The 12,792-nt window shown below is 68.0% G+C and carries 11 protein-coding genes; 2 read left to right on the forward strand and 9 right to left on the reverse strand.

Annotation, left to right across the window (positions count from 1 at the left end):
- Positions 1 to 3,563 (reverse strand): hypothetical protein (locus KUTG_RS52515; RefSeq protein WP_198047696.1); only part of this gene is annotated, 3,563 nt, incomplete at its 3' end.
- Here KUTG_RS52515 and KUTG_RS62865 point away from each other — a divergent pair.
- Positions 3,501 to 4,127, forward strand: coding sequence for a hypothetical protein (locus KUTG_RS62865; protein WP_198047697.1), 627 nt, complete (start codon positions 3,501 to 3,503; stop codon positions 4,125 to 4,127). The two genes, KUTG_RS52515 and KUTG_RS62865, sit on opposite strands and share 63 nt — an antisense overlap.
- A gap of 1,181 nt (positions 4,128 to 5,308) precedes the next feature.
- Positions 5,309 to 6,928: an IS1634 family transposase gene (locus KUTG_RS52520; protein WP_232241399.1), complete on the forward strand. Its 1,620-nt coding sequence runs from the start codon at positions 5,309 to 5,311 to the stop codon at positions 6,926 to 6,928.
- Positions 6,929 to 7,457: 529 nt separating this feature from the next.
- On the opposite strand, the gene KUTG_RS60350 is transcribed toward KUTG_RS52520, so the two are convergent.
- From KUTG_RS60350 to KUTG_RS62870, 8 genes are all read right to left on the reverse strand, one after another.
- Complete coding sequence (locus KUTG_RS60350) at positions 7,458 to 7,595, reverse strand: hypothetical protein (protein WP_157495477.1); 138 nt, start codon at positions 7,593 to 7,595, stop codon at positions 7,458 to 7,460.
- Between the two features lie 76 nt (positions 7,596 to 7,671).
- Positions 7,672 to 8,061, reverse strand: a complete 390-nt coding sequence (locus tag KUTG_RS52525; protein WP_157495478.1) for a hypothetical protein — start codon at positions 8,059 to 8,061, stop codon at positions 7,672 to 7,674.
- Between the two features lie 117 nt (positions 8,062 to 8,178).
- The gene (locus KUTG_RS60355; RefSeq protein ID WP_157495479.1) at positions 8,179 to 8,337 is read right to left on the reverse strand and encodes a hypothetical protein; all 159 of its coding nucleotides are present in this window, start codon (positions 8,335 to 8,337) and stop codon (positions 8,179 to 8,181) included.
- Between the two features lie 89 nt (positions 8,338 to 8,426).
- On the reverse strand, positions 8,427 to 8,648 hold the full coding sequence (locus KUTG_RS52530; RefSeq protein WP_043727733.1) for a hypothetical protein: 222 nt from the start codon (positions 8,646 to 8,648) through the stop codon (positions 8,427 to 8,429).
- 561 nt (positions 8,649 to 9,209) lie between these two features.
- Positions 9,210 to 9,527 carry a hypothetical protein gene (locus KUTG_RS52535; RefSeq protein WP_043727734.1) on the reverse strand — a complete coding sequence of 106 codons (318 nt, stop codon included), beginning with the start codon at positions 9,525 to 9,527 and terminating at the stop codon, positions 9,210 to 9,212.
- A 205-nt stretch (positions 9,528 to 9,732) separates the two neighbouring features.
- Positions 9,733 to 10,068 carry a histone-like nucleoid-structuring protein Lsr2 gene (locus tag KUTG_RS52540; protein ID WP_043733855.1) on the reverse strand — a complete coding sequence of 112 codons (336 nt, stop codon included), beginning with the start codon at positions 10,066 to 10,068 and terminating at the stop codon, positions 9,733 to 9,735.
- A gap of 516 nt (positions 10,069 to 10,584) precedes the next feature.
- On the reverse strand, positions 10,585 to 11,946 hold the full coding sequence (locus KUTG_RS52545; protein WP_198047698.1) for an IS4 family transposase: 1,362 nt from the start codon (positions 11,944 to 11,946) through the stop codon (positions 10,585 to 10,587).
- Between the two features lie 403 nt (positions 11,947 to 12,349).
- Entirely contained in the window at positions 12,350 to 12,523 is a 174-nt protein-coding gene (locus KUTG_RS62870; RefSeq protein WP_198047699.1) for a hypothetical protein, read from the reverse strand.
- Between the last annotated feature and the right edge of the window lie 269 nt (positions 12,524 to 12,792).

A 12,792-nucleotide genomic window follows, 5' to 3' on the forward strand; every position in this document is an offset into this window, starting at 1 on the left:
TGCTCAGCAAGCCACGACACGACGAACCAGCAGCGCCCGGCGAACCTGTCGTACCGGTTGTCGATAATGCTTTCAAGCCAGGTCAGTCCTTCCGTGGCCTGCCAGTCGTGCGACGCGGTGCGCGCGAAGCTCGCCACCGCGTCTGCCGCGTCGGGTTCGCCGACGGCCAGCGCGATCCAGCGGTCAACGAGGCCGTCCAGCGCTGCGGGCGCGAGCCAGTCGGCGCGTGCGCGTCGTAGGGTGCCGTCGAAGTCGGGGTCCGCTGGTCGTGCCTGCGGGGTGGGCAGGAGCGCACCCAGCGCGTAGTCGACCCAGTGCCGGTTGCCCAGAAGGTCGGCTCCGGCGTCAACGGCGTCGAGCACGGTGCGCAGCACCAGCGGCCACACAACCGGCAGGTCGGCGCGGGCCTGATCGTCATACGTGAAGACGCGCGCGAGGTCGTCGAGCACGGTGTGCAGCGCGTTGGCATTGCTCGCGAAGGTCTGCAGATGGGTGACCAGGTGCTCGGGTTCACCCTCGACCGTCAACGTAATCAGCGCGCGGGCGACCAGGGCACGCTGGTCCTCCTCATAACCGGCGTAGCCCTCGGTCATCCAGTGGTCGAACCCGCGGCAGTGCCCTTGCAGCATGACGGGCAACAGCGCGGATGCCTGGGGCTGTGTGCAGGCCGCCGAACGGGCGGCCGTGGCGCAGGCGATCGGTGTTGAGAGCCGGTCCACCAACAGATCAGTGGTCGGCACAAGCGCCAGCGACTCCGCGTAGGGAGCCGTCAGGGGGAGAACCTCCCTGCTTTGCGTTTGGGGGTTCCACGGACCGAGCCGGCAGTCGGACAGGCCGGTCTGCACGGCGGTCCACAGTGGAGCGTGGCGCTCGCATCCCGTCGGTGACACGTCGTCGTCGATGCAGGGCGCGCCCCAGACGGGAACGCACCCAGCCGCGAACGTCCGACGGACTTCGTCGAACATGCTGACAGCGAGTGAAGTCAGTGCCCCGGTGAGTCGGGTGCGGTCAACATCGACGTGGTGGAGTACCGGCAGCAGCAGGGAGGGCAGCGCGCGGGCGGCTGCGCGGTCCGCCGCCATCGGGTAGATCGTCGACTCGGCGTCGAACCTGCCGACAGTCGGCTCCGCGGCCGCGGTGAGCAGCGTGTCCGCCGCCCACTGGAGGTCAGCCTCGGACACCGTGGCCAGTTGCCGCGTGTGGCTGACAAGCGCGGCTGCTGCTACGGCTGCCACTGAATCGGCGGCGCGCACGGCAATGCTCTCCGGCGGGTCGGCCGCGAGGTGTTGTGCGACGGCGATGTCGGCGGCGAGCGCGTCGGTGGGCCAGTCTGCCGGGTTGGTGCGGGCGCCGTAGGTGATCTGCAAACGCAGCGCTTCGTTGCCTGCGTCGAGCTCAGCGGCCGATCGGGCCAGCACGGCTGCCACAGGCTCCGGAGCCTGATACTCCACTGCGACGGACCCGTCCGGCATCGGCTGGGTCCGGTAGTTATCCGGGCGAAACCCCGCTGCCCAAACTTCGACGGCGGCCAGGTTTTCCTCCCGTTCAGGGCCGTCCGGCTCGGCGGCTCGGGCGGCGGCGAGCAGGTGGTCGCCGACCGTGGACAGCACGTTCAGGCGGGCCTGGTCACCCGCCGCGACAGCGCGGATCGTCATCTCGGCCGCGACGTCACGTGGCGTGAGCCGTCGGCGATCGCGACCGATCACATCGTCCGCATCAGGGACCTGAGCGTGGTGGAGACCCTCCTGCGTGGCGCGGCCGAACTCCAGGTGCCACACGCTCGGCTGCGTCAACCACTCGTCGAGCTGATCCTCGGCGCGGTTGAGGTGGCGCACCAGGAGCCCGACAACAAGACCCGGCATCGCCAGGCTGTGGCTGTCACGCAGCAGCCACTGCACGACAGCCTTGAGTGGAGCCTCGCGATTGATGAGTAGGTCGGCGAACCGCTCGATCGCCAGCAGCGCGCTCATACACGGGTAGGGGCCAACGCCCGATCCGCGATACCACGCCCACACGTGACCGTCACCGACATAGTGGCGTGGACCCAGGCCCGCGACGTCGAGATCGAGTCCGGCAACGCCGGTGTCCGGGACCGTGCCCGCAGCGCCACCGCTTGCGGTGAGAGAGCGCACTCGGTTCGTCGCGGCGTGGTCGAGCATGCGGTTGATCATGGCGATGGTCGGGGCCGGCAGCCGGTCGAGCAGCCCGAAGAAGGGACCGAAGTACCAGCCGGCGAAGGGATGCCCGATGTTGTGGCCGTGCCGGTCGTCGCGGATGCCGTCGCTGAGCGCGTGCACGCCGTACCGGGCGTAGTCCGAGTCCGCGCGCTCGATGTAGTACGCCTCGGTGAGGTCGAGCAGCAGCTGCGGACGCACGGCGGACATGCTCATGGCGACGCCGAACGACTCGATCGCCGGCTGCAGCCGGTGCGGCCAGTCGACGGCGACGGTGCGCAACCACTGCTCGGTGCGGTCGTCCAGGTCGGCGCCCAGCATCGCCAGCGCCTCCACCGCGAACTCGTCGGTGTCGTCCGGTTCGGCGTCCAGAATTCGGTCCCGCACCTGCTGCCGCAACGGATCGGGGCCCGCCGGGCCGGTGGCCAGGCCCCGCAGCCACGCGAGCACGAGCTCGTGCATCGTTGCGGTGAGCCCCCGCCGGGCGTACGGCTCGGCGTCCCGGCCGAGATCGTGCGCGCTGGCGTAGGTGACCGCGACAACCGGGGCGAGCACGTAGCGGTCCCCGACGGTTCCCTTGACGTAGCGCAGTTTCGCCAGGCGCAGCAGGGTTGTCAGCCCGGCGAAGTCCTCACTGACGAGCGTCTCCCACACCTTCTCGATCGCGGTCTTCGCGTCCCACAACGTCAGCAAGGCCTCGAAAGGGATCTCGGACCACCGCTGGCCCTGGGCGTCACCGAGATCGTCGAACACGCGTCGCAGGGCGCCCCACGCTGTGGCCTGATCAGGATCGAGCAGCCTGACCTGGCAGGCCAGCCGTGCTGCGCGGATGGCCCAGCGGGGAGCGTCGGCGTCGCGCAGCGGCTGCCAGCCCCTAGCGAGGAAGAACCGGCAGAGCGCGAGATCACGGATCAGGTCCGTGGCGAACTCGTCACCGCCCGGCGCCAGCGCCGGATTGGCCGGCGACTGGAGCACGCCATCAGAGCGCAGCTCAGCGCGCACCGCTCCACCGGGCGACGCCGTGTCATGGTGGTCCAGGAGGCGGCCGGCGGCAGCCAACACGGCCTGCTCCCGATCATCCGGTGACGTGCCGTTGGGCGTGCGTTCCTCGTGGTTGCGGACCAAACCGTTCCATACCGCGACGAACACGTCGGCCTCGGAGAGCAGGTCGCTGGACTCGACGACCCTGCCCACGCGCAGCAGCAGGTCGACCAAGCCCGGCCTGCCGACCAGCCATCCGTTGCGCTCATCAGCGCTGAGCCGCAGCAGCGACCGGAACGTGTCGACCAGCGTCTGCTGCTCCTGCGGAGTAAGGCGGCCCACGACGTGCTCGCGCGGTGCGTCCGCTCCGCCCACGAGCGCCGTCGCCGCGCGCAGCACCTCCAACACGCGGCCGGATCCATCGGTGCGTGTCACGGCGACGACGCCGACACCGGCCCGCAACGCCGCTGTTGCCAGCTCCCGCAGCAGCTCGCCGCGACCGTCCAACACGGATTCCGCACCGTCCACGACGAGCAGGCGGACCGGCCGGGTCGGGCTGCCGCCGAGCACGTCCGCTATCGGCACACCGCCGAACAACCGCTCGACCTCGACCACCGAGGCAGGCAGATCACGCAGACTCAGCGACATCACCGCCGCGTCCCCGGCACGAAGATCCTCGAGGACCCGCAGTGTGAGGGCCGTCTTGCCGACATCCGGCTCGCCAGTGACCACCACGGCCGTCCCACGCCGGCCGGCGTCCTCGAGCACATCGTGGAGCCGCGTGCGCTCCTCGACACGCTCAAGCTCAAGGCGGACCTCACCGGCGACGAGGTCTGGCCGGACGGCGTCCCGCAGCCGGCGCCCCAATCCGTCGAGCGTGGACCACGCCTGCGGATACGTCGGCGAGCGGTCGATCGGGTAGCCGCTGAGCGCACGGCGAATGAGCGCCTCATCGAGCCGGGCGCCGGCTGAGGCCCACCCACCGGTCCGTTCGGCCAGCGCGGCGAAGACCGCATCAGCGACCTCTGCCGACCCGCCTGCCGCGATCGGGCGCAGCTCGGCGACGGCGATCGTGCGGTCGGTCTCGTCGACCCCCTCCAGCCGCAGCTGCCGTATCCGCAGCGCGGACAACCACCGCCACGTCAGTTCATCGGCGTCCACGGCACCGAGCTCGGGATCTCCAGCGATGGCTTGCTGCACGAGCGCGACCAGGTGGACCAGTCGGTTCCGGACGTCCTGGTTGGCCGCCGCAGGCCTGCCGACAGCGTCTCGGAAGTCGTGGGGCGAGCTGACGCCCTGCGCGATTCGCGCGAGTTCGTTGGTCTGGGGACAGCGGGGCTTTCGCGGCCGACCGTGTACCCAGGACCACTACTACGAAGAGGGTGTACGAGGTAATAGATTTTATCATCTGGTGGCATGTCCGTACTAGAATTCTATAATATTCGGGAGACCCATTTGTGAGTTGTTTTCTGAAGCAGGAGACCAATAGCTATTTGTCTCATTGTAGTTCGCTACAGGACCTACACGCCACCTGTTAACCCCTTGGTAACATGGGGACTTAGCTCGGGGTCGGATCCCAAGCAAGAGAAAGCAGAGTGAAAAGCGCAATGTCGTCCGTAGCGGTGTTCCAGGCGAACACCGCCGCCCCCTGTCGAGTACGGCGAGGCAGCGCTGGCGGGCACTGGTCCACCCTACGGCGGCCTCGCGCGGCCGGCGCGCACGAACACGCGACCGGCACTGCTGCCGCTGTGTCACCGACGCCGCCGAGCGACGCGCAGGCCACCGATCCGGCAGCGAACCCGCGCCAAGGAAGGAGCTGGCCGCGGCGACTGGACCGGGCGGACAGCTGCCTGGCACCAGCCGCGACCGCGTACGGGCCTCGAGATGACCAGCTCTACATCGCCGCCGCCCACAGCGATCAGAGTTCCCCTGATCGTGTCACCACAGCTGCCATACTGCCGCGTACACCGTTGCGCTGCGCCTGGTCGGATCCAACTCCCGGCACGGCGACGCGGTCCCTTCTCAACTCCCGTAAAAGGGGACCCTGGCTCGGTCTTACCCGCTCTAGACCCGTCTTCCGCACATGGGCGTGAGTGGCCTGGTCGGGCGGCCCGGTGGCTGCCTGACCAGGGGGTCTGCCAGGGTGTCCGGTCGTGGGTCAACATCGACGGCAGGCTCGGTATGTCGCGGCAAGGGTGGAGAAGGCGCTGGGTGCGTTGCCGGTGGTGGCCGACTACTGCCGCCGTCTGGACCTGGCCGGGATCATCGACCGGGTCTGCCCAGTGCGTGATCTCGCGCATCTAAGCCACGGGCAGGTGATCGAGGCGCTGATCGCCAACCGGCTCACCTCACCCGCACCGCTGGTGCGGGTGTCGCAGTGGGCGGATCAGTGGGCGGTCGAGGAGGTCTTCGGCATCGCCGCCGAGTGGTTGAACGACGACCGGATCGGACGGGCGTTGGACGCGATCGCGCCCGAACTGGAAGGGATCATCGGATCGGTAGGCGCCCAAGCGATCTCGGCGTTCGGCTTGGACGTGTCGCGGCTGCACTGGGACATGACCTCGATCTCGCTGCACGGGGACTTCCAGGACAACGACGAGGACTACCCGGCCCCGAAATACGGACACCCCAAAGACCGCCGCCACGACCTCAAACAGATCCAGGCCGGACTGGCGGTCACCGCGGACGGCGCGATCCCGGTGTTCCACCGCGCCTACGACGGCAACGCCGGCGAGGTGACCCAAGTCGTCGCGACGATGACCGCGCTGACGAAAATGGCTACACCACGGGATTTCTTACTGGTCGGAGACTCCAAACTGGTGTCCTACGCCAACTTGGCGGCAATGACCGACGCCGGTGTCACATTCCTGGCGCCCGCGTCCAAGATCTACGTGCCGGCCGCTGTCCTTGCCACGCTGGACATCCACGCCACCGTCGAGGTCGGCCACGTGGCCGAACGAGACCTGGGCAAGGCCCCCGCCGAGCGGGGCCGGTGGCGGGTGATCGAGGACACCATGACGTTGACCGGGCCGCGCAAGAAGGATCCCGTGCTCACGCTGCGCCGGGTGTTCGTGCACTCCACCGCCCGCGCCCAGGCTGCCGTCACCGCACGAGAGCGCAAACTCGACCAGGCCCGCGACGACCTCACCCGGCTGCAACGCGGGCTGGGCAGCCGGCACTACCCCGACACCGCGTCGGTCACCGCCAGGATCGCCGCGATCAGCCGAGCCCGCAGGGTGAGCGCCTTCCTGCAAACCACGGTGGGCATCGACCCCACCACCGGCAAAACCACCCTGGCCTGGACGTTCGACGAACAGGCCCTGGCCGCCGAGGCCGCCCTCGACGGTTGGCACGCGCTGCTGACCAACCTCGATCCCGCACACGCCGACGCACCCGAGGTGCTGCGCCGCTACAAGGGCCAGGAGGCAGTCGAACGCCGATACGGCGCGTTCAAGGGACCATTGGCGGTGGCGCCCATGTTCCTCAAGAACAACCGGCGGATTACCGCATTGATCACCGTGATCTGCCTGGCACTGCTGATCTTCTGCCTGATCGAACGCCAGGCACGGCTGGCGATCGTCCCGCAGACCACACTCGACGGACTCTACGTCGGGCGACCAGCCAAACCCACCGGCCGGCTGATCTTCGAGGCGCTGGCCCGGCTCCGGCTCATCCCCGCCACCGCAAGCGAACCTCCCGGCATTCCACAACCACCACCACTACAGGCCAGACTCCTGGCCCTGCTGGAGGTTGACCCGACCAGGCCAAGATGATCGAATCAGCCACCTCAGATGATCACCAGCGTTGATCAACCCGCATGTGCGGAACACGGGTCTAGAGCGTTGGTCAGCGGCGGGGGAGAGCGCGACCGGCAGTGAGTTCGGCCTGCGCGCCCAGTACAGCACCTGGGCACCCACCGCCGCGAAGGACTGAGCGTCGAGAGGCTGGAGCTGCGGTCGAGTCTTGGGCGGTCAGCGCGAGGCCGATGGCGGCGTCGATCAGGGTTGGTCGTCGGCATGCCGACGCGTAGGACGATCCCAATCTCAGCTGGGTCTAGGGATGGCCGCAGGTTCCTCTCGGACGCGCGGTACCTGCTGGCGATGGAGGACGGGCGCCGCACGGCCGATGTCAACGGCGGGGATTCGAGATGCCGTGCTGCCAATCGCAGCACGGCAGGATCATGGATGGGTGATCGCCGAAAGTGTGGTGCGGATCGAACAGCCGGTCACCGAGCAGTTGGCGTTGCGGTGGGTTTCTGAGAAGAAGGCTGACAGAGACGCGGCCGTGATCTGCAGCGGCTGATCAGATCTCGATGTCCCAGTCGTTGACAGGAACGACGTCCTCGAAGCGCTTCTGGAGATCGAAGACGATGTGGCCCGCAGCCTCGAACCTGAGGTTGCTCAGGCCGCGCGTGGTCTCCCGGACGCGAGCGGCGCTCAATGTTGGCAGCCGTCTTGGATACGTTGGGTTGCCGGCATCCAAGACGCCGGCGTCTGCGAGGTCGGTTTGCAGATGCCTATGCGGACAAGTCGAGCAGCAGTTGCTGTTGTACGCCGACGGGGGAGCGGTCTCGACGAGCCGGTCTGGTCGATGGGGCGGCGCGATGCGCGGTGGTGGCCGCTGACTGGCATGCGGCGCGCTGGCACGATGCCGGCTCGGTGGTCGGATGCATGCGGTCGAGGTTCCATCCGCTGATGCCGATACGGCATGCGGGTACAAGGATCGGGACTCCGCCGATCCACTCCGCGTCGACGACCGCGTGCACGGTGTGGCTGCGCCCGATGGTGCAGCGTAGGCGCGAGTCTGCGGCGCCGAAGCGGACGCGCTGGCGGCGGCTGACCCCTTCGAGAAAGGCGCGGGCATCCATCATGGTGAGCGGGTCGTCCTGACGGTTCACCTCATCCATGCTGTTGAGCATGCCACCGGCCCCTGACATTTCCTGTTTGGCGATTTCACTGGTCAGCTGAGCTGTCTGCCGACGTCGACCGAACATTCCGGCGTTGCGGACTGTCCTTCGCGGGACTCAGCCGGTCGTGGCGACGGCGTTGCTGGGGAGCCCGAACTCGACCAGCCGCCACCGGTCCATGCTCTGCCGGTGCAGCACCGACGCCGCCCGGAGTTCGCCGGCGCACGGTGTCGGCGAACTCCGGGCGTAGAGGCACGCCCGGGAACGCCATCCCATCGGTGCCGGGTATGATCACGTCGCGTTTACCACCCACGCGGCCGGTCGGACCTCGTCGGCCAGGTCGAGCAGGAAACCCTCCACGTACGTCAGCTGGTGTTCGCGCGCGTAGGTGGCGACACCGGAGAATCCGACCGCCGGCAGGGGCGCCAGGTGGGCAGGTACCAGCGGCCGGCCTGGATCACCGGGTCCTCGACTGATCCGGACGCCCACAACGCCTCCTGGGCTTGCTCCCGGGTCGGCTCGCCGCGGTGGTCGAGCTCGGCCAGCAGCAGTGCCTCCGCCGCGGACCGGCCGTGGTCAGGCGGCATCGGCGTGCCTCTGGTACCAGTCCAGGTCGATCTCGGCGGCCTCTGCCGGCAGCTGGTCGGCCTGGCCTGCGGGCAGTGTCCAGGTCGGCGGTCATGGCCACCGGCAGCTCGATGTAGTGGGGCCGGCTGCCGAACATGCCGGCCGCGACGGTGGGGTCGTAGGTGACCGGCACGCCGGCCAGCAGCAGCCGCTCATAGAGGTCGCAGGTCTACCACCGCTCCAGCTCGGCGCCGTCGGCCAGCGCCACGACGTCGAAGCCGACCGGGAACCTCCACACCACCTGCACACGGTCCATCGTGGCTGCTCAGCAGCATGCCGCCAGTCGACACGATCGGGCGGTCACCCGCCGTCGTGAACGTGTCCACCGCAGTGATCAGCAGAGATGACGCCAGGCACGGAGATTCGGGGGATTGACATGGCGGCAGCGACCGGGGTGACGGCGGAGGACTACGAGAAGAGCGCCCGCGACTGGTGCGACCGCCACCGTGGGCCCGTGCTCTCCGTGACCGTGCGACTGGCGTAGTCATACACAGCGCAATCTACCTCTGCATGAACGGGGCCTAGTCTGCAAACGGCTCGGTGGTCCGCGGCCTGAGATGTTCGTACCGGCCGTCGTCCAATTCGACCTTGTACGGACGTTGTGCCTTGACCATCACCAGCACCCAGGTGTCATCGGGCCGCGTGCAATGTGGGCACCGCATCACGATCAGGCGGTGTTCCCCAGGCCGGTCGACAAAAGCGTGCGTGTAGCCAACGACACTCAGATCATGGCCGCCGAGCCTGCACGTGCGGGGGAGCAGGCCGTGGAGCTGCTGAATACCGTCGTAGTAGAACTGGACATCCCCATGTGGCGTCGAGTCAACTGTGCTGCCACCCATACCAGCAGCGTATACGGCGACGCCTCGGTCGGTCCTCCACGCGTCTCACCGCGTGGGAGTGTCGGGCGAGGCGCAGGCCTCGCAGTTCAGAGTTCGCGTTGCTGGCGGTCTTCAAGCATTAGGTTAGCGTGCCGCTGAGCGCGGGTGACCCGGCTCGGTCTGGGGGCGGGCGCGGCGAAGTCCGCCACACCCGCCGTCCACAGGGCTAATGGGCGGCCTGGAATTTCGCCACCAGCTCGGCCGGGATGCGGCCTCGGTCGGAGATCTTCTCACCCTGGCTGCGGGCCCACTCACGAATGGCCTGGTTCTGCGCGCGGTCGCCGCCCGCCTTCACGGCCGTGGCGGCAGTACCACGCTGCTTGCGGCCGCCGACTCGCTGCGCCTTCTCGACGAACGAGGACAGGCCCTCACGCAGCTGTTTCGCGTTCACCTCGGACAGGTCGATGGTGTACTCGACACCGTCGAGACCGAAGGACACGCTCTCGTTGGCCTCACCGCCATCGAGGTCGTCTATCAGCTGGACGATGGTCTTCTGTGCCATTGAGAACTCCTTGTCCGCCGAAGCGAGCGCCGTGAAACCGAACCCAACACGCGACGTCAGTGAGGTCACCTTACCTCATCGAGGAGTGTTTATGCGCCGATCCGTCGGCAGCTGATGCGGAAGTTACGGCGAGCGCTTACTGGCGTTTAACACTCGCGCCCTTCGTAGGCTGTGGCTGTACTCCGTCGCCGGCCGTCCTCCAAGGCTGCGCATCCGCCAGACAGCGGCGAACGACTGGCACGCGTATCGCCGCACGTTGCGCCAGGTGCACACCTACAGCAATTTAGTTGGGTGGGCGTCGTGTGGCGGTGTTGGACGGCCGCCGTTGGTGCCGCGAAGCCTGGCAAACCGCATAGCCGGGTTCAGCCGATACAGCGTGAGCGCTGTCGACAAATTGGACCTGTGGAGCAGCAAACTGATCGGGTGACCCGCGCCGCTACCACGCTGGCGGCTGCCGGTCCGGCCACACTTGCCCGCTAGTCTCAAGGCCGTGTAGTTATGCGGTTGTGGTGATTGTCAAGGGTCTGCCGGTGTCAGGATGTCGATGCTCACGGTGGCCTGGTAGCTGGTCCGGTCGATGTTCGGTCCTCGGGCCTGGTACTTGGAGATGGCGCGTTTGACGATGCGGGGACAGACCCGGAGCCGTCGGGCGGTCAGGAGGTTGGCCAGGATGTGCCGGCCGATCGTGCCGACCAGGTCGATGACCGTGCCAGCGATGATGTTCGTGGCCGCGACGATCTGGTCGCGGGCGGTGTGCCAGGCGATGGTGAAGCTGGCCCGGTCCGGATCGGTATCCGGTCGGGTGCTGGTCGCGTCGGCCATGGCGGTGCGGAGCAGGTGGTAGGTGACGAGCAGGGCGTAGATCTCCTGCTCGATGCCGACCGGGGTGCGGGCGCGGAGCACCCGGCCACCCAGGATGGACGATTTCAGTTCCAGGTAAGCGGTTTCGGTCTCCCATCGCTGGTGGTAGAGCCGGATCAACTCGGCCGCCGGGTAGTCGTGGGGGTCGAGCAGGGTGGTGGTCAGCCGGTAGATCCCGGTGTGCCGGCCGGCGGTGGTGGCGATGGTGATCTCGCACTCGATGACGCGCACTCGCAGGCCGCCCAGGATTGAGAGGTAGGAGCCGTCTCGGTAGCGGGTCAGGATCGGCATCGTGCGGCCGTTTTTCAGGCGTACCAGCAGATCGGCGCCGGTGGTGGCGATCTGGGCGAGCAGGCCGGCGGCGCCGAAGTTGCGGTCGCCCAGCAGGATCATGCCGGCGTGCAGGCTGCGTAGCAGCTGTGGGGTGTAGGTGGTCTCGCCGGTGGTGGTGGGGCCGAACACCGCGTCGATGAGGGTGCGGGTGCCGCACGCGAGCAGTGCGACCAGTCGGATCTGGGGGTAGCCGGTGCCGCCGTGGTTGCCGCGTTGTTTGGTGAATCGGGTGAGCGTGCGGGGGTTGTCGGGCACGGTCAGGGTGGTGCCGTCGATGGCGCAGACCAGCAGGCCCCGCCACCAGGTTCCGGGTTGTCGGCCGGTGGGGGCGGGGCCGCGGAGCAGGTCGAACAGCCACCGCAGGGGTGCGGCACCGACCCTCTGGCGGGCGGTGGCCAGTCCGCTGGCGGTGGGGGTGGCGGTGGGCAGGCCGTCCAGGGCGGCGGTCAGCTTGCGCCAGACACCGGAGTATCCGACCTCGGGGAACAGGCAGGCGGCCAGGAGCAGGTAGACCACCACCCGGGAGGGCAGGTCCCGCAGGCGGTGTTGGGTGGTGCGGGTGGCGGTCAGGGCCTCGTCGATCATCTCGAAGGGGAGGTGTTGGGTGAGTTCGCCGAGGTGGCCGGGCGCGTATCGGCCCCCGGCCACGGTGATCGTGCGGGTGATGGAAGACTGTGTGTTCAACGGAGTTTCTGCTGTCTGGTGATCTTGGTCGACACCGTTCTAGCAGGGACTCCGTTGCCTTATTCAGCGGGCTTGACAGCCGCACCCACCCACTAACTACACGGCCTTGCCGCTAGTCTCAGCCCAATTGCCCCATGCTCTGAAGTTCGGCCAGCTGGGTTCAGACCATGTCCGGATGTCGGCGCGGGGGAGTGGTGCAAGCGCCGCTGACGGAGAAGTCGGAGTGGCCGGCCACACTCGGCTTCGGCAGCCACTTCGGCGACTAGGCCTTCGGTCGGGTCATCTGGGACGAACCGGGGCGGTGGCTTGGGAGCCGGTGACCACGGAGTTCGAGCGCTCGACGCCGCATGCTCTCAAGGTGGATGTAGCCACTATCGTTTCAGTGCCGACTAAATCCAGCACACTAATAACACAACCCCCAACCAATCCCCGACAGAACCGACCGCCGCTGCAGTCCCTCGACGCCGCGCAGCGTGATGCTTCGGGGTCTTTGGTGGTCGGCGCCGGCTCGGTTGTCGACCCACCGGCGGATCGCTGGCGTGGTGTCATCGTCGAGCAGGCCGAGGTCGTCGAGCACCTGGGCCAGGAGCGTAGGTGGGTTTGCGGTGGGGCAGGTCCGACAGCCGGATCTTCTGTCCTTGCGGGTGGCCGTCCAGCACGACGAACAGCCCGGATGCGACCCGGGTGATCAGGTCTTGCGTCCAGCCGTGTGCCTTGCCGATCTCGACCGCGCGGAAGACCGCTGCGCGCAGCGTTGGGGCTCGGATGGGTTGTCCAACCAGGACTGCGGCTGCACGAGGGTGCCGCTCGTCGACCGGCGACAGCTGTGGCAGTAGCGGCGGTTCC

The organism is Kutzneria sp. 744 (assembly GCF_000568255.1).
Lineage (GTDB): Bacteria > Actinomycetota > Actinomycetes > Mycobacteriales > Pseudonocardiaceae > Kutzneria.